The organism is Thermomonospora echinospora, assembly GCF_900108175.1.
GTDB classification, from domain to species: domain Bacteria; phylum Actinomycetota; class Actinomycetes; order Streptosporangiales; family Streptosporangiaceae; genus Thermomonospora; species Thermomonospora echinospora.
Map to the genome: position 1 here is coordinate 1 of NZ_FNVO01000036.1, position 16819 is coordinate 16819.

The following is a 16819-nucleotide window of genomic DNA, read 5'->3' on the forward strand; positions in this document are numbered from 1 at the left end:
CCGGTGAAGGTCCAGGTGCCGTTTTGGCCGGGGGCGGTGGTGGTGAGTGTGGATGCGGGGCCGCCGATGGTGACGGTGGTCGAGATGTCGCCCGGCACTTCGTAGAGTCGCGCTGTGAGGGAGCCGGTGTAGTTGTCCTTCGGGTTGAGAACGATGGTGTAGGTGCCGTCCAACGGCAGGGTGGTGGTGTTGAAGGCGCAGTGATTGCCGCAGGCCTTGGAGTCGAGCAGCGTGGAGCCGTCGGGACTTTTGACCTGCACGGTGGCGTAGTTGATGTTGCCGTAGGTTCCGCCGGTGAAGTTGAAGTAGACGCGTTGGCCGGTCGTCCCGGTGAACAGCCAGGTGCCGTTCTGACCCGGCGAAGTGGTGGTGAGCGTGGACGCGGGGCCGCCGATGGTGATCGTGTCGTCGGAGGCGTCCTCCGGCACGTCGGTCACCTTCGCGGTGAGAGAGCCGGTGTGACCGTCCTTGGGGTTCAACCGGATCGTGTAGGTGCCGCCCACCGGCAGGATGGTGGTGTTGAAAGCGCAGGATGTGCCGCAGTATGCGGCGCCGTACAGCGCCTTCCCGTCGGGCTTGAGCACCTGCACGGTGGCTTGGGTGATGCTGCCGAACGTGCCGCCGGAGAAGCCGAAGTAGAGCCGCTGTCCGGCGGTGCCGGTGAACGTCCACGTTCCGTTCTGCCCCGGGTCGCCCACGGTCAGCGTCGAGGGCTGCCCATCGGTCGTGACCGTGGCCGAGACGTCGGCCGGGACCTCGTTCACCCTGGCGGTCAGGGCGCCGGTGTGGGTGTTCTCCGGGTTGAGGACGATGGTGTAGGTGCCGCTCACCGGCAGGGCGGTCGTGTCGAACGAGCAGGACCGCCCGCACCAGCGGGCCTCGGACAGCGCCTTCCCGTCGGGCTTGAGCACCTGCACGGTGGCTTGGGTGATGCTGCCGAACGTGCCGCCGGAGAAGCCGAAGTAGAGCCGCTGTCCGGCGGTGCCGGTGAACGTCCACGTTCCGTTCTGCCCCGGGTCGCCCACGGTCAGCGTCGAGGGCTGCCCATCGGTCGTGACCGTGGCCGAGACGTCGGCCGGGATGGTCGACACCCGCAGGGAGTAGGCTCCCGTGCTCTCTCGTTCGGGTTTGACGACCAGCCGGTAGGTTCCGGCGGCCAGCCCCCTGACCTCACCGTCCTCGCAGCCCTTGGAGGCGACCTTCGCGCCGGCGGCGTTCCGCAGCTCCCACAGCAGGTTGTTGCCGCCGCCCGCGCACGACCGGATGTCGATGTAGATCGAACCGCCCTGGGCCACCTCGAACTGGTAGGCGTCCTCGGAGATGCTGGTTTCCAGGTTGCCGGCGCCCGCTGCCGGGACGCCGTCGGAGACCGACAACGGCAGCGTCGCCTCGAACGACTGGGGCGGCACGACCTGCATGGACAACTGGATGTCGTCGATGCCGAACCCCTGGCCGGAGACCCCGTCCACGCCGGTGCCGCTGAAGGTGAACTCGATCTGGCTCTTGGCGTGCTCGAAGGGGACCTGGACCCGGTAGACCGAGAACGGCACGCCGCTGGCGAGCGTCCCCGAGGAGGCCGGGGTGAGCTCACTCGGTGTGATCACGTACGGATCGCCGCGGTCGGTCTCGACGGTGACGGTCTCGGTGTCGTCGTCGGAGTTCCAGTCGCCGAGGGTGATCAGGTCGAAGGCCAGCGTTCCGTTCATGTGGGGCGGCAGCGACTGGACGAAGAACCGGTAGGACCCGCTGCCGCTGAAGCTCCCGGCGAAGGTGCTCGTCGCCGGGTCGGACGATACCCGGGTCGGCAGCAGGTTCTCCGGCAGCGGGCTGGTCTCGAAGTCGACGGACAGGCTCCCGTTGGCGTCGACGGTCGCGGCCTGTGGGTCGAGCACGATCTCCTGCTGCTGCGCCGCCATCTCCGCGAAGCTCTCGTCGGAGGTCAGGGCGATGTCCAGGACGCAGGCGTTGAACTGCGGGCCCGGTGGCACCTGCTGCTCCTCGCAGTAGGCGGCGCCCGCGCTGCGCTGCTCGGGTGTCAGGTCGTGGATGTTGACGATCTTCTGGGGGAAGGACAGGTCGGTGAACGTGTCGGTGCTCTGGCCGGGGGCGTAGGTGAACAGCGACTCGTTGTTGCTGACCCGCCAGGAGTCGGCGTAGGACTCGTGCAGGACGGCCGGCGACGCGTTCACGGGCAACTGGGTACCGTCCCGCAGCCGCAGATCGTTCTTGGGGTCACCGTCGGCGTTGCCCAGCAGCCCCACCAGGTCGCTGTCAGAAGTGCGGGGCATCTTGAGGCTGGCGTGGCAGCACGCGCCGTCCCACTGGAACATCGGGCCGTCCGGGCCGTCCCACAGCACGTAGTAACTGCCGCCCGAGCGGAGGACGGCGGCCTGGGCGCCCAGATCGACCGCGTCGCCCGAGGCCAGGCTGACCAGCTCGCCGTCGATGCGCAACTGGTAGTTACCGAGTTCGACCACGTGTTCGTTGACGTACATGGCCGTGCGGTCGATGATCGAGACGTTCTCGCGCCGTTCGGTGAAGCGCGCCTGGATCTGCATGTCGTACCGGTCGGAGTCGGCCAGCAGGAACTCGCCCACGGACTGCAGTTCGTAGTGCAGGCGGTCCACGGTGACCAGGTGCGGCTCGCCGTAGACCTTGCTCGGGCGGTGCAGCCGGAACCACTCCCGCAGACGCTCCAGCCAGCTCGGCTTGGGCTCCTCGGTCTGGTTGCCCGGGCGGGGGAGGGTCTGCGGCGGGTCCGGGTGCTCGGCGCACTCGGCCAGGTCCTCGATCTCCTCGATGCGCAGCAGGCCGGGTTCGGGGGAGGTCGCCCGGTAGGTGCGGATGACCGATGCCGCATTGGTGATGGGCTGCCCGTCGGCCGACTCGCACTTGGACTTGTTGTCCTCGACGCGGAACAGGTCGACGTAGGGACCCCAGTAGTTGAGGATCTGCCCGCGCGCCACGCTGGTCATGCCGTTGTTCCGCAGGTAGTCGATGTACCCGTCCACCTGGCCGGGCCATTGGGCGTAGTCGTTGTTGGTGGTGACCTTGGCCTCGATGACCTGGACCGCGGCGTTCGGAGCGGGCATGGTGCGGTCGTAGTAGAGGATGTCCAGCCGGTCCCTGCCCACCTGCATTTCCCACTGCACGTCGGGGGTCACGCCGGCCAGTCCGGGCTCCAGTTGGTCGCTCAGGTAGCGAATGGCGCGGGCCTGCCCGATGTACTCGATGCCCTGACCGCATTTGTTGTGCCGGTAGACGTGGGAGAGGGCGTCGGGCCGGCTCTTCAGGCAGCCGTCGACGTTCTTGAGTCGCCGCCGCGTTGTGTACTTGTACCCGTTGATGCAGCGCTGCGGCTCTCCGCTCACACCGGGCTGCCAGTTCTCGTCGTTCGGCTCGTTCGGCTGGCACGCCGTGGGGGCGGCGAGGGCGGGCCGTTCCGCGACGAACATCTGTATCGGGGAGAGCATCGTCACAAGGAGAGACAGCGCGACGAGCGTCCGGACGAGATGCATGTGTCTCCCCGATTCTGTTTTCAAATGAACCTTCTGGACCGTAGGACGCCATCGAACCGGCGGACCACTGCCGTCGACGACAAAGATCATCATCGCTTCTTGCGGAGATTGACTTGATCTTGCTCGGGGAATGTGGCAACCCCGTCCGGGCGGAAAGCCGAGAGCGGGCGTGGACCTAATTTCGGTTCGGACTGTTCGCCTCACCGGAAGGGGCCGATACTGCCACTCGCGCAGGTCACGCAAAAAAGGGACGACGAGCACACGCACGGTGACCGGACGGAACGGCTCCCGCCGACGGCGAGTACACCGGGCCGGTACGCTGCGGCCGTGGGCCGGCCGGCGCTCGGAGGTGGGCAGTGGGGGATCGTTCGTGGGACGTTGTCATCGACGCGCTGCCGGAACGGCGGGTCGAGCGGGCGTGTCTGGTGTTGGGGTTGCATCGGCGGCATGACACCGTGGTGGCCGTCCTGGACGCCGATGCCGGGGAGTTCGTACGCGTTCCGGAGATCGAAGACGGCCTCCATTCGCTGGCGCTCTACCGTGATGGCACCCGCCTCCTGCTGGGCCGCTCCGGGGGCGGCCATAGCCTGCTCACCTTGGCCACCGGGTGGCGGCAACCGCTCCCCGGGGAGCCTGGGCTGGCCGCGCCCTCACCCGACGGCCGCGATCTGGCCGTCCTGTCGCCGGGCACGGACGAGGTCGGTGACGACACCGTGTCCGTGAGCGTGTCCCGCATCGGCACGCCGGGCGCGCGGCGGCTGTGGCGGGCGCCGGGCGGCTGGTCAGAGGAGAGCGCAATCAACTGGTCTCCCGACGGGCGGCTGCTGGCGGCCACCTACCTCGATCCGGACGAGGAGATAGCGGCCGTGATCCTCGACGCCGCGGACGGCACCGTCCTAGGTCACCACCCCCAGATGGGCACGGTCGGCGGACCGGGCGGGGCCTGGCTGAGCGAACGTGGGCTCCTGCTGTACGACGAGTACGCCGGAGATGACGAGGCTTGGACGCTCCAGGACCCTTACAACGGCGGTAGCCGTGGCCCCGACCGTCTGCCCGGCGCCCTCATGGCCGTCGTCGGCGACCGCATCATCCGCTACGTCCACGACGCCGGCTTCCTCCGGTTCGTCACCACCGACATGGACGGTGGTGGCCTGCGGCCCTTCATCACCGTCCCCCCCGGCTCGACCTTCTGGAGACTCGACGTCGCGCCCCCCGTGCTGCTGGAGTTGTGGGCGGCTGCGGCTTCCCGCTGACGGAAGCCCGTTCGAACCGCCCCGGCGCCTGCCGTTACGGCACCACCCTCACAACCCGAGCAGTGCGACCGGTCACCCGCAGGGGCGGCGGGGGACCGGTCGGAGGCGATGACCGGACTACGGCGCCTGCTTGGGGTGTTCGAGCCTGCCTCGACGGTGACACGCTGCGCCCACCGGCTGTCACTGGCGCACATGGCGCAAGGTCCGGTGCCCGGTCCGCGGTGAAGCCGCGCATGGCTGCGCGGGCGTGCCGACGTGGCGGTTCGGCATCCACAGGCTGCGACGCCGGGTGTCCCAGAGGGCTGCGCCGGGTTTGTGAAGATAATGGATTTGACGTCGAAGTCGAGTTAAGATCGCGGCGAGCGGGTGCCGTGCGGGCACGGCGGGCTCACCCCTGATCACTGCTGAGGAGGGCCGGAGCGTGGAGACCTCACGCATAGCCGACATCATCGAGATCGAGCAGTTGCTCGCGCGCTACGCGGTCGGCATGACGAAGGACGACGTGGACGCGGTCGTGGCCGTCTTCGCGCCGGGCGGCACCTACAGCGCCTTCGGGGAGAAGTACGGTGTCGACGACTTCCCGGAGCTGGTGGCGGCCGCGCCCAAGGGGTTGTTCTCGGTGGGCACCCCGGCGATCACGTTCGAGGGGGAGGATTCGGCGCGGGGCGAGCAGCCCCTGTGCTTCGTCGCCCAGCACGACCACTCGATGCGGATCGGCTGGTACACCGACACCTACACCCGCACGCGGGAGGGGTGGCGGCTGCGGACCAGGGCGATGACGTTCCTGCGCCGCAGTGGTGCCCGTGACTCCGGGCGTCCCCATGACCCGCTGCGTCCTGCGCCCGGGCAGAAGTCCACGAGCTGAGCCGCCTCATGGATCTGCAGGAGTTTCGCACCGGCCTGGACGCGTGGCTCGACGAGCACGAGCCGGAGCTCAGGGCCGAGTCCGGTCCCGACCTCACGCTCGACGAGGAGATGGAACACCTCTCCAAGGTCAAGCGCATGACGTACGACGCGGGCTGGATGCGCCGGGGCTGGCCCGAACGGGTGGGCGGGCTCGGCGGGTCCACTCTCATGCGCGCCTATCTCGGTGAGGCGCTGGCGTCCCGCGACCTGATCGAGCCCGGCGTCTACTCGATGACCGAGGTGCTGGCGCCCACCATGATCGAGTTCGCCCGTCCCGAGCTGGCGGCGGAGATGGTGCCGCGGCTGCTGCGCGGGGACGAGACCTGGTGTCAGGGGTTCTCCGAGCCGAGCACCGGCAGCAACCTGGGCTCCCTGTCGTGCCGTGCCCGCCGCGATGGCGACGCCTGGCGCGTCACCGGCCAGAAGGTGTGGACGAGCCTGGCCCAGTACGCGCACCGCTGCGTGCTACTGACCCGGACCGGCTCACCGGAGTCGAGCCACCGGGGCATCACCGCGATGTTCGTGGACATGGACTCACCGGGGATCACGGTGCGTCCGATCCGCGCGATCCACGGGCGGGACGAGTTCTGCGAGGTGTTCTTCGACGACGTGCGCGTCCCTGTGGACCGCACGCTCGGCGAGGTCGGCGGCGGCTGGGCTGTCGCGATGGACCTGCTGCCCTACGAGCGGAGCACGTCGCTGTGGCACCGCGGCGCCTACCTCCGGCAGCGGCTGGGGCGCCTGCTGGCCACCGTTCCGGACGGCGCGATCGATCCCGGCGACCTCGGCGAGGTCGTCCAGATGGTGTTCGCCTTCCACGCCCGCTCCCGTGGGACGCAGCACCGGATGGCGCGCGGTGAGCGGCTGGGGCCGGAGACCTCGATCGACAAGGTGCTCCTCGCCACCACCGAGCAGGCGGTGTTCGACCTGGTCGCGGACGCGGTGCCGACGGCCATCGCGATCGGCGACGACGCGGACGGCGACCGGTGGCGCACCGAGTTCCTGTACTCCCGGGCGGCGACGATCTACGGCGGCAGCGCCGAGATCCAGCGCAACATCATCGCGCGCCGCCTTCTCGACCTGGGGACCGAACGATGATGGATGCCGAAACCGCCGAGTTGCTGGCGGAAAGCCTGGGGCGGGCCTTCCGGCACGAGAGTGTCGCCGCCGTCGAGGCATCGCTGGCCGAGGTCGGCTGGCGGGAGGCCCTGCAGGAGGAGGGCGCGGCCGTCATCCCGCTGCTGTTCACCCGGCAGGGCGCCGCGAACGCGACGTCCGGCGCGCTGGACGATCTTCTGACGGCTGCGCTCGGGCTGCCGGCCGATCCGGGGACGGCATTCGTCCTGCCGGAGTTCGGGACGTACGGGACGCCCGGCCGTGTCCAGGACGGCGGCCTCACCGTGCGGGGCCTTGGCACCGCACGGATGCCGAGCGCCGCCCGCGCCGTCCTGCTCGCCGAGCGGGACGGCGCACTCCAGGCGATCACCGTGGAGACGGGCGGACTTTGCACCCGGCCGGTCGGGGGCGTCGACCCGCGCCTGGGACTGGTCGCGGTCGAAGGACAGGGTGTCCTCGCGTCCGGTAGCACCGCGGTCACACCCGCCGCTTGGGAGAACGCGCTGGCGTCCGGGCGGGTGGCGGTGGCGTACGAGCTGATCGGCGCGAGCCGGGCGATGCTCCGCCTCGCGCGGGAGCACGCCGTGACCCGCATCCAGTTCGGCAGGCCGATCGGCACGTTCCAGGCCGTCCGGCACCGTCTGGCCGAGTGCCTGGTCGCGATCGAGAGCGCCGAGGCCGCCGCCGCCATCGCGCTCGGAACGGGGGACCGGGTCTCCCCGCTGCTGGCCGGGATGGCCAAGTCCCTCGCCGGACGGAACGCGCGCACGGTGGCACGCCACTGCCAGCAGGTGCTCGCAGGCGTCGGATTCACCGACGAGCACGACTTCCACCACTACTTCCGGCGCGTCCTCACCCTCGACGGGCTGCTCGGTGACGCGAGGACGCTGACGCGCGAACTCGGCGAAGAACTGCTCCGTGACCGGCGTCTGCCGGCCGCGCCGCCCCTGTAGAAACACCGCCGGTGGCAGGGGCGGCGCGCGCCCCTGCCACCGGCGGGCCTAGCCTTACTTCTTTCGCTGGGACAGCCGCCTGTCCAGGGTCGCCCGCAGTTCCGGCGACAGGAAGGACCGGTCCTCCGCGGCGATCGCGAAGTCGAGCGTGGCGAGGACGGCCCGTTCCAGGTGCAGGTTCAGCACGCGCTTGGTGTCCTCAAGCGTCCGGCGCGGCATGGCCGCGAGCCTGCGCGCACAGGCCATCGCCGAGGACATCACCTCGCCGTCGGCGCAGACATGGTTGGCCAGGCCGATCTCGGCGGCCCGGCGGGCGCTGATCCGGTCGCCGGTCAGCGCGTACTCCTTGGCCAGTTGCAGGCTCGTCAGCAGCGGCCAGGTCACCGGGCCCCCGTCGGCCGCCACCAGCCCGACCAGGACATGGGGGTCGGCGAGGTAGGCGCTCTCCGCGATGAACACGATGTCGGAGAGCGCGGCCAAACTGCATCCCAGGCCGACGGCGGGCCCGTTGACCGCCGCGACGATCGGGAGCCTGCACTGCACCATCCCGGTCACGATGCGGCGGGCGTCCACCAGGGTCCGCCGCCGCAGCTCGTCGTCCTTGGTCAGCTCGTCCAGGTAGGAGAAGTCGCCGCCCGCCGAGAACGCGCGCCCGGCGCCGGTGAGTACCACCGCGCGGGCCTCCTCGTCCGCGTCGAGCCGGGGGAACAGCGCGCCGAGCCCCTCGTGCAGGGCGTGGTTGGTCGCGTTCAGGGACTCGGGGCGGTTGAGCGTCACGATCCTGATCGGCCCGTCGGCGGTGACCTCGATCTCCGGGGGCATCCCGTACGCGCCGCTCATGCGACCGGGAGCCCGAGGATCCGGGTCGCCACCAGGTTGCGCTGGATCTGCGACGTCCCGCCCATGATGCTCTGCGCCCGGCTGTAGAGGTACATCTTCAGCCATGTGTCCTCCTCGATGCCGCCGGTGAGGTTGCTCATGCCGAGTGCGGCGTGCCCGACGGCCTGTTCGACACGCGTCATCAGCAGTTTGTCCACCGAGCCCTCGGGCCCGTGCGAGATCCCGTCCAGCCGGTCCGAGAGCCGCCGACACACGTGCAGCCGCAGCATCTCGGCCTCGACGACCGCCCACGCCACGTCCCGCACGTTCTCCTCGGTGAACCGGCCGGGCGCGGAGCGCAGCCGGTCCACGAGCTCGTTGACCGCCTTGCTGTAGCGTGCGACGTAGCCCAGCTCGCCCGGTTCCCGCTCGTGGCTGACCACGGTCATGGCCAGCCTCCAGCCCTCGCCCGGCGATCCGACCATGTCGGACGCCTTCGCGACCGCTCCGTCGAAGATCACCTCGCCGAACTCCCGGGTCACCCCGTTGATCATCTTGAGCGGGCGCTGCTCGATGCCCGGCTGGTCCATCCGGACCGCGAACGCCGACAGGCCCCGGTGCTTGGGCACGTCGGGGTCGGTCCGCGCGAGCACCAGACACCAGTCGGCCTCGTCGGAGTAACTCGTCCAGACCTTGTGGCCGGTGATCACGTACTCGTCCCCGCGGGGGACGGCGCGGGTGCGCAGCGAGGCCAGGTCCGACCCGGCGTCCGGCTCGCTGAATCCCTGGCACCAGCGTTCCCGCCCGCTGACCAGGCCGGGCAGGAAACGGCGCCGCACATCCTGGCCGCCGTGCCGCATCATGCCCTGCACCAGGTAGCCGAGGCTGGGCCGCGGCGGGGCGCCCGCCTGTGCCAGCTCCTCGTCGACGATCGCCTCGTACACGCTGGGCAGGCCATGGCCGCCGATCTCCTCGGGCCAGGACAGCCCGAAGAAGCCGGCGTCGTAGAGGGCCCGGTGCCAGGGTGCCTGGCCGTCCCAGTACTCGTCGGCCGTGGACGACTGGGGAAGCTTGGGGTTGTTCTCCGCGAGCCACGCCCGCAGCCGCGCGCGGAACGCGGCCTCCTCGGGGGAGTCAGCGAAGTCCATCGTGCACGCCTCCGATCTTGCGGTGCGCGACGACGCGGGCCAGATTCGCGCCCACATCGCCGAGCACCTGGGTTGACAGCAGCGCCCGCCGCAGGTGGATGTGGGCGAGGCATTCCCAGGTCATGCCGATGCCGCCGTGCACCTGGATGGCGGTCTCGCACACCTCGCGGGCGGCGCGGGCGCAGTAGGCCTTGGCGACCGCCGCGGCGGCGAGCGCCTCGCCGGGCGGCAGGGTGTCGGCCGCCCAGGCCGCGTGCCGGGTGACGCTGCTGGATCCCTCGATCGAGACGAACGCGTCCGCCAGCATGTGCTGGACGCTCTGGAAGGAGCCGATGGCCTTGCCGTACTGGCGGCGGACACTGGCGTACTCGCGGGCCAGATCCACCGCACCGCGCATCGTCCCCACCAGATCGGCGCAGGTGAGAGCGAGGGTGAACGCCGACCACGCCTCGATGTCCTCGGCGGTGAGCAGGCGGCGGCCGGCGCCGGGCAGCCGCTCGGGCGCCGCTCCCTCGACCATGGCGGCGGGACGGGTGAGATCGCGTCCCGGGGACGCGCCGGCCACCGGGACGCCGACCAGGTCGTAACCGTGACCGGTACGGACGAGCGCCAGGGCGGACGCCACGCCCCGGGCGTCGATCGCGACGCCGGAACAGCGGGTCTGCTCGTCTTCGACGACGACCAGGCCGGACAGATCGGGGCGCAGCAGCACGGTCTCCAGGGCGGTGGCGGGCTCGGCACCCGCGCGGCGCCGCAGCTCGGTGGCCAGCGTCGGCCCCAGGAAGGAGGCGTCGGCCGGGCCGCGGCCGAGCTCCTCGGCCACGATCGCGGTCTCGACGGCGGAGGCGAGCGGCCGGCCCTCGTCCTCGGGGGCGCGCAGCTCGCGCCAGCCGGAACCGGTCAGTGCCGCCTCCAGCCTGGCGGTGCGGGCGGCGTCGTCCAGCTCGGCGACGGAGCCGGGCGCGTGGTCGTCGACGAGGCGGGCCGCGGCCTCGCGCAGCGCCTGTTGTTCCGCGGAAAGGCGGACATCCATCAGCGCTCACTCCGTGACGGGGCAGAGGTTGCGATGGCGGCCGGGTGGGGGGCGGACTTAAGGATCATGTGGCGGCGACCTCGGGAGAAGCGCGCCGGCTCCACGCGCGGGGGTGCGCGCGGACCGCCGGCGCGGATGCCTGTGAGCTCTTTTCTACTCTAGATAAAAGTCTATACTGACGTCGATGTCAATCATGGAGGCCTGACATGACCGACACTCCGGGGCCGACCTGGCCGAGCATCGCGGCGATGACCGCGTCCGCAGCCGAGCGCTTCCCCGACCGCATCGCGGTCGTGGACGGTGACGCGCGTATCTCCTATGCGGAGCTGTACGAGGAGGCCCGTCGGTTCGGGGCGGCGTTGGTCGCCGACGGTGTCGAGCCCGGCGACCGCGTCGGTGTCTGGGCGTTCAACAGCCGCGAGTGGATCGTCGCGCTGCTCGGGCTGTACCAGGCGGGCGCCGTTCTCGTCCCGGTCAACACCAGGTTCAAGGGATGGGAGGCCGCCGACATCCTGCGCCGCGCCAAGGTGAAGGTCCTGGTGACGGTGACGGACTTCCTCGGCAACGACTACGTGGAGATGCTCGCCGGCACGGGCGTGTCTCTGCCGGACCTGCGGACCGTCGTCATCGCCCGGGGCCGCCCGTCCGGGTCCGGGGTGATGTGGCCCGATTTCCTGGCGCGCGCCACCGAGGACGGACTCGCCGAGACCGATCGGCGCCGCGCGGCCCTCGGCCCGGACGACACGTCCGACATCCTCTTCACGTCCGGGACGACCGGGACGCCCAAGGGCGTGCTGATGACCCACGGCCGGACGATGGGCGTGGGAACCGACTGGGTCGCCATGACCGGGCTCTCGGCAGGCGACCGCTACGTGATGGTCAACCCCTACTTCCACATGTTCGGGTTCAAAGGCGGCATCCTCGCCTGTGTCGCCGCCGGCGCCACCATGTACCCGCAGGCCGTCCTGGACGTGGACAAGGTGCTGGCGCAGGTCGCCGAGGAGCGGATCACCGTCCTGCCCGGGCCGCCGACCATGTACCACGCGATCCTGGAGCACGCCGACCGCGGCCGGTACGACCTGTCGAGTCTGCGCGTCGCGGTGACCGGCGCGGCCGACATCCCCGTCGAGCTCATCCGCCGGATCCGCGACGAGCTGCCGTTCTCGGTCGTTGTCGCCGGTTACGGGCTGACCGAGGGCGGTACGGCCAGCTCGACCGCGCCCGGCGACGATCCGGAGACCGTCGCCACGACGGTCGGCCGCGCCCGTCCCGGCTTCGAGATCCGCGTCGTTGACGGTGCGGGCGGTGCGGCCAGGCCGGGCGAGGTCGGTGAGATCGTGCTGCGCGGGCCGACCGTCATGGCCGGGTACCTGGACGACCCCGACGCGACGGCGGCGGTGCTCTCCGCGGACGGCTGGCTGCGCACCGGCGATCTGGGGTGCCTCGACGAGCGCGGCTGCCTGCGCATCGCCGGACGCTCCAAGGACATGTTCATCGTCGGCGGGTTCAACGCCTACCCGGCGGAGATCGAGGCCATGCTGCTCGAACACCCGGGCGTCCGGGAGGCCGCGGTCATCGGCGTCCCCGACGAGCGCCTCGGACAGGTGGGCATGGCGTTCGTCGTGCCGCGCTCCCCGAAGCCGTCCGCGGACGAGGTGATCGCCTGGTGCCGGGAGCGGATGGCCAACTACAAGGTGCCGCGCTTCGTCGAGCTGATCGACGAGCTGCCGCTCACCGCGAGCGGGAAGGTGCGCAAGACCGCGCTGCAGGAGCGGGCGGCCGCTCGCGCCGCCACCTGATCCGACTCAGTATTTATTTTGACGTCGATTTCAGACTTTGCCCAGGGAAGGGACGGACACGTGGACGACACGCACGAGCACGACCTCGAGCCGATGCTGGAGGCCGTCCGCGCCTTCATCCGCAAGGAGGTGATCCCGCGCGAGGCGGAGATCGACGAGAGGGACGAGGTGCCCGCCGAACTGCGCGAGGCCGCCAAGCGGATGGGGTTGTTCGGGTTCACCATTCCCGAGGAGTACGGCGGCCTGGGCCTCGGCATCGTCGACCAGTGCCGGCTGCTGATCGAGGTCGGGTACACCACCCCGGCGCTGCGCTCGATGTTCAGCACCAACGTGGGTATCGCCGGTCAGGTGATCATGGACGCGGGGACCCCGGAGCAGAAGGCGCACTGGCTGCCGAGGCTCGCCTCGGGCGAGGCCGTCGCCTCGTTCGCGCTCACCGAGCCGGACGCCGGGTCGGACCCGTCCGATCTGCGGACGAGCGCGGTCCGCGACGGCGACGAGTGGGTCCTCAACGGCAGCAAGCGCTACATCACCAACGCGCCGATCGCCGACGTGTTCATGGTGTTCGCCAGGACCGACCCGCACAGCAGGTCGTCGCGGGGCATCTCCACGTTCATCGTCCCGGCCGGCACTCCCGGACTGACGGTGGGGCCGCGCGACCACAAGATGGGCCAGTTCGGAGCCTGGACGGCCGACGTGAATCTGGACGGCGTGCGGGTGCCGTCCGACGCGGTGGTCGGCGGTGCGGCAGGCGTTGACACTGGATTCCTGACCGCGATGCGCTGCCTGTCCAACGGGCGCCTGCTGCTGGCCGCCGCCTGTGTGGGGATGTGCCAGCGGCTGATCGACGAGTCGGTCCGGTTCGCCTCCGACCGCAGGCAGGGTGGCCGGCCGATCGCGTCCCACCAGCTGGTGCAGGCGATGATCGCGGACTCGGTGACCGAGACGATGGCGGCCCGCGCCCTCGTGCTGGACGCCGCGCGCGCCTACGCGGACGGTTCCGACCGCCGGACCGGCCCGGCCGCCGCCAAGTACTTTTGCAGCGAGACCGTCGGACGCGTGGCCGACCGCGCCGTCCAGGTGCACGGTGGCGCCGGGTACATGCGGTCGGTCCCGGTCGAGCGGTTCTACCGTGACGCGCGGCTGTTCCGGATCTATGAGGGGACGAGCCAGATCCAGCAGGTCATCATCGCCCGTCAGACGATCGGCGCGGCCGCGGGCTGAGAACGAGGAAGCGGCCCGGGCCGAGCACGCCCGGGCCGCCCCGTCTTGGGTCGTTCGGCCTTCGTCAGGTGGACAGGATGGAGACCGCGGCGACCCCGGGCGCGCCGTACAGTTGGGCGAGGCCGACCCGTGGCTCACCGGCGACCTGGCGGTCGCCCGCCTGCCCGCGCATCTGCAGCACCAACTCGCGGACCTGCCGCAGGCCCGAGGCGCCGACCGGCTCGCCGTTGGCGATCAGGCCGCCGTCGGTGTTGATCGGAAGGCTGCCGCCCGGCGCCGTGGCCCCGGAGGCGATCAGCTTGTTCTGCTCGCCGTCCGCGCATAGGCCGACCTCGGCCATGTGGATGACCTCGGCGCCCGCGTCGGTGTCCTGGAGCTGGGCGATCTGGACGTCCGCCGGGTCGACGCCCGCCGCCTCGAACGCGGCCCTCGCGGCGTCCACGGTCGGCGCCGGAACGTGGTCGGCCGCCACGGAGGCGGAGGGGGTGTGCACCTCGAACGCCCCGAAGCGCCGGGTACGGGTGACGACGCTGCGCAGGTAGATCGGCTTGTCGGTGTAGCGGTGCGCCACGTCGGCGCTGCACACGACCAGCGCCGCCGCGCCCTCGTTCGGGCTGCAGAACATGTACTGGGTCAGCGGGTAGTTGACCATCCGCGACCCGAGGATCTGCTCGGGGGTCAGCGGCTTGCGCCGGTGCGCGTTGGGGTTGAGCTCACCGTTGCGGTAGTTCTTCGCGGCGACCTCGGCGAGCGTCTGGTGCGTGATCCCGTGGTCGTGCATATAGCGGTTGATCTTCATGCCGAAGAACTTGGTGGTCAGGAACAGCCCCATCTCGCCGTACCAGGGCGGGCAGCCGTACTCCTGGGGATCGGCGGTGAACGCGCCCGACTCGTGCTTGTCCATGCCGAGGACCAGGCCGATCTCGTGCTGCCCCAGCTTGATCGTCTGGCTGGCCAAGGCCAGCGCGCTGCCGGCGGTCGCGCAGCCGTTGTAGACGTTGGTGAACTGCACACCGGTCAGCCCCAGCTCGGCGACCACGGCGTCCGGTTGGTCGACCTCGTAGCTCCCGCCCACGGCGAACTGCATGTCCGCCCAGGTCAGGCCCGCGTCGGCCAGCGCGTCCCGGGCCGCCTCGGCACCCATGGCCAGGGCCGGCTTGCCGGGGAAGCGGCCGAACCGGTGGATCCCCACTCCGATGATCGCGACATCAGGCATGATCGGCCCCTTCCGGGCTGAAGGCGAACGTGATGATCTCCTGGCCGTCCTCGTCGGTGCGGAACGGCATGGTGACCAGCCGCATCGGCATGCCGAACTCCAGCTCGTCCTGGGTGCAGCCGGTGATGAGGCTCTCGACGCGCAGCTGGCCGGGGAGCTCGATCACCCCGACCAGCCAGGGCTCGAACGGGTCCGTCCCGGCGAACTCGCCGCGGAATGGGGCCTTTGGCGGGAAGCCCTGGGACGTCCACGTCCAGAGGGTTCCCGAACGGCTCAGCAGCGCCCGTTCCACGGCGGCCGCGCCGCATCGGGCGCAGCCGGCGCGGAGCGGGAACACGTGCGTGCCGCATTCGGCGCACCTGCCGCCGATCAGGCGGGGCTCGTCGTCGGGCCAGGTGAACAGGTCATCGGCGATGGGGACCGGTGCCATCTCTTCTCCTTGCTTCCCCGCCCGCCGGGGCGGGACGGGGGTTACGGTGGCGACCCATCCTATACTGACGTCGACATCAAATAAAGTGACGGAGCAGGGTCGAGCAATGCCCTCCGGAACCACCCTGGGCGCTTGCAAGGCTTGACATTATTGACGTCGAAGTCATAACTATGGATCGTATTCACTGAAGGATGGGGTGAGTTGTGCAGGACGGTGACGGACGGTTGGCCGCGGTGACGAGGCTGCAGGCCGACTACGCACGGTACGTCGACGGGGGCGAGGCGGAGGCGTGGAGCGCGCTCTACGGTTCCCGGGGCGTGCTGACGATCTCCGACGGCCGGCGGATCGGCGGCAGGGAGGAGTTGACCGCGTTCGCGGCGCGGGCGCCACAGGGGGTTCACCTCCAGGGCGTACCCGGCATCGAGGAGCGCCCGGACGGCGACATCGACTCGGTGGCACCGTTCGTGTTCTTCAACGCCGAGACCGGCGCCATCGTCGCAGGGACGTACCTCGACCGGATGACCTGGGAAGAGGGGCGTCTGGTGTTCGCCAGGCGGCACATCGACATCAAGCGGCCCGCGTGAACCGCTCGCTGCCGGGTCGGTCACCTCGGCGGTGGGCGCCCGAGGGCGGTGCCGGAGGTTTACGACGCCGGGTGCGCCGGTACGGCATTATGTTTCTGACGTCGAATTCATCACTTGGAGGACGGGATGGATCCAGAGCCTCGCTCGGCGAAAGGCCGCCGGACGCGGGCGCGCCTGGTCGAGGCAGGCAAGACCGTGTTCGAACGCGACGGCTTCCTCCAGGCGCGGATCACCGACATCGCCACCGAGGCCAACGTCTCGCACGGGTCGTTCTACCACTACTTCGATTCCAAGGAATCCCTCTTCCGGGAGATCGCCGAGGAGGTCGAGGTGCGCCTGGTGTCCATGGACGACATCGCGCAGGACCTGGCCGACGACGCCGGGCCGATCGAGCGGATCCGCGCGGCCAACAAGGCCTACCTGACCGCGTACCGGAAGGAAGCCCGCATCATGCGGGTGATCGAGGAGGTCAGCCGCTACAACGACGACGTCCGCAGGGTGCGGTCCAAACGCGACGACTACCTGGCGGCCCGCCTGGAATCGGCGATCAAACGGCTGCAGGCCGAGGGGCTGGCCGACAAGCGCGTCGACGAGCGGTACGCGGCGACCGCGCTCGGTGGCATGGTCGCCAAGTTCGCCGAGATGATGTTCATCGGTGGCGCCCGCTTTGACACCAACGAGGCGGTGGAGCAGCTCACGCTGCTGTGGGCCAACGCGCTGGGGCTGAGCCCGGACGCCGACAGTAAGGCCCGCGCCAGGAGCGAGAAGGCCGGCAGGGCCTAGCCGGACGTCGGCGACGAGGCCCGCACCAGGGGCAGCG

The 16819-nt window shown here is 70.4% G+C and carries 14 protein-coding genes; 8 read left to right on the forward strand and 6 right to left on the reverse strand.

Going from position 1 to position 16819, the window contains the following annotated elements:
• On the reverse strand, positions 1-3473 hold a 3473-nt coding region (locus tag C4U03_RS42740), incomplete at its 3' end, for a VWD domain-containing protein (RefSeq protein WP_200827730.1).
• A 401-nt stretch (positions 3474-3874) separates the two neighbouring features.
• Between C4U03_RS42740 and C4U03_RS37335 the strand changes: the two genes are divergently transcribed.
• The 4 genes from C4U03_RS37335 (at position 3875) to C4U03_RS37350 (ending at position 7746) form a co-directional block, all read left to right on the forward strand.
• Complete coding sequence (locus tag C4U03_RS37335) at positions 3875-4771, forward strand: WD40 repeat domain-containing protein (protein WP_103944525.1); 897 nt, start codon at positions 3875-3877, stop codon at positions 4769-4771.
• 421 nt (positions 4772-5192) lie between these two features.
• Positions 5193-5636: a nuclear transport factor 2 family protein gene (locus C4U03_RS37340; protein WP_103944526.1), complete on the forward strand. Its 444-nt coding sequence runs from the start codon at positions 5193-5195 to the stop codon at positions 5634-5636.
• An 8-nt stretch (positions 5637-5644) separates the two neighbouring features.
• Entirely contained in the window at positions 5645-6775 is a 1131-nt protein-coding gene (locus C4U03_RS37345; RefSeq protein ID WP_103944527.1) for an acyl-CoA dehydrogenase family protein, read from the forward strand.
• Entirely contained in the window at positions 6772-7746 is a 975-nt protein-coding gene (locus C4U03_RS37350) for an acyl-CoA dehydrogenase family protein (protein ID WP_200827731.1), read from the forward strand. Before C4U03_RS37345 ends, C4U03_RS37350 begins: the two co-directional genes overlap by 4 nt.
• Positions 7747-7800: 54 nt before the next feature.
• Here C4U03_RS37350 and C4U03_RS37355 read toward each other — a convergent pair whose 3' ends face one another.
• Genes C4U03_RS37355 through C4U03_RS37365 form a run of 3 tightly spaced genes read right to left on the reverse strand, consistent with a single transcriptional unit; the run spans position 7801 to position 10746 of the window.
• The gene (locus C4U03_RS37355) at positions 7801-8586 is read right to left on the reverse strand and encodes an enoyl-CoA hydratase/isomerase family protein (protein ID WP_103944528.1); all 786 of its coding nucleotides are present in this window, start codon (positions 8584-8586) and stop codon (positions 7801-7803) included.
• A complete protein-coding gene (locus C4U03_RS37360) occupies positions 8583-9713 on the reverse strand; it encodes an acyl-CoA dehydrogenase family protein (protein WP_103944529.1) in 1131 nt (376 codons plus the stop codon). Before C4U03_RS37360 ends, C4U03_RS37355 begins: the two co-directional genes overlap by 4 nt.
• Positions 9700-10746, reverse strand: a complete 1047-nt coding sequence (locus tag C4U03_RS37365) for an acyl-CoA dehydrogenase family protein (RefSeq protein ID WP_103944530.1) — start codon at positions 10744-10746, stop codon at positions 9700-9702. The genes C4U03_RS37360 and C4U03_RS37365 overlap by 14 nt, the downstream gene beginning before the upstream one ends.
• Before the next feature lie 206 nt (positions 10747-10952).
• Between C4U03_RS37365 and C4U03_RS37370 the strand changes: the two genes are divergently transcribed.
• Positions 10953-12545 carry a FadD3 family acyl-CoA ligase gene (locus tag C4U03_RS37370; protein ID WP_103944531.1) on the forward strand — a complete coding sequence of 531 codons (1593 nt, stop codon included), beginning with the start codon at positions 10953-10955 and terminating at the stop codon, positions 12543-12545.
• A gap of 60 nt (positions 12546-12605) precedes the next feature.
• Complete coding sequence (locus C4U03_RS37375) at positions 12606-13769, forward strand: acyl-CoA dehydrogenase family protein (protein WP_235018369.1); 1164 nt, start codon at positions 12606-12608, stop codon at positions 13767-13769.
• Positions 13770-13833: 64 nt separating this feature from the next.
• Here the strand turns inward: C4U03_RS37375 and C4U03_RS37380 are convergent, their stop codons facing one another.
• Together C4U03_RS37380 and C4U03_RS37385 are read right to left on the reverse strand one after the other, a co-directional pair.
• Positions 13834-14985 (reverse strand): thiolase family protein, encoded by a 1152-nt coding sequence (locus C4U03_RS37380; RefSeq protein WP_103944532.1) that lies wholly within the window; start codon positions 14983-14985, stop codon positions 13834-13836.
• Complete coding sequence (locus tag C4U03_RS37385; RefSeq protein WP_103944533.1) at positions 14978-15415, reverse strand: Zn-ribbon domain-containing OB-fold protein; 438 nt, start codon at positions 15413-15415, stop codon at positions 14978-14980. Before C4U03_RS37385 ends, C4U03_RS37380 begins: the two co-directional genes overlap by 8 nt.
• A 233-nt stretch (positions 15416-15648) precedes the next feature.
• Between C4U03_RS37385 and C4U03_RS37390 the strand changes: the two genes are divergently transcribed.
• Both C4U03_RS37390 and C4U03_RS37395 read left to right on the forward strand, forming a co-directional pair.
• Positions 15649-15999 (forward strand): nuclear transport factor 2 family protein, encoded by a 351-nt coding sequence (locus C4U03_RS37390; RefSeq protein WP_160147229.1) that lies wholly within the window; start codon positions 15649-15651, stop codon positions 15997-15999.
• A gap of 126 nt (positions 16000-16125) precedes the next feature.
• Positions 16126-16782: a TetR/AcrR family transcriptional regulator gene (locus tag C4U03_RS37395; RefSeq protein WP_103944535.1), complete on the forward strand. Its 657-nt coding sequence runs from the start codon at positions 16126-16128 to the stop codon at positions 16780-16782.
• Positions 16783-16819: the final 37 nt, after the last annotated feature.

Bases quoted from the DNA above. Each gene is read 5' to 3' on its own strand.
- C4U03_RS37365 (WP_103944530.1), bottom strand. From the start codon at position 10,746: ATGGATGTCCGCCTTTCCGCGGAACAACAGGCGCTGCGCGAGGCCGCG.
- C4U03_RS37370 (WP_103944531.1), top strand. From the start codon at position 10,953: ATGACCGACACTCCGGGGCCGACCTGGCCGAGCATCGCGGCGATGACC.
- C4U03_RS37395 (WP_103944535.1), top strand. From the start codon at position 16,126: ATGGATCCAGAGCCTCGCTCGGCGAAAGGCCGCCGGACGCGGGCGCGC.
- C4U03_RS37345 (WP_103944527.1), top strand. From the start codon at position 5,645: ATGGATCTGCAGGAGTTTCGCACCGGCCTGGACGCGTGGCTCGACGAG.
- C4U03_RS37355 (WP_103944528.1), bottom strand. From the start codon at position 8,586: ATGAGCGGCGCGTACGGGATGCCCCCGGAGATCGAGGTCACCGCCGAC.
- C4U03_RS37385 (WP_103944533.1), bottom strand. From the start codon at position 15,415: ATGGCACCGGTCCCCATCGCCGATGACCTGTTCACCTGGCCCGACGAC.
- C4U03_RS37350 (WP_200827731.1), top strand. From the start codon at position 6,772: ATGATGGATGCCGAAACCGCCGAGTTGCTGGCGGAAAGCCTGGGGCGG.
- C4U03_RS37380 (WP_103944532.1), bottom strand. From the start codon at position 14,985: ATGCCTGATGTCGCGATCATCGGAGTGGGGATCCACCGGTTCGGCCGC.
- C4U03_RS37360 (WP_103944529.1), bottom strand. From the start codon at position 9,713: ATGGACTTCGCTGACTCCCCCGAGGAGGCCGCGTTCCGCGCGCGGCTG.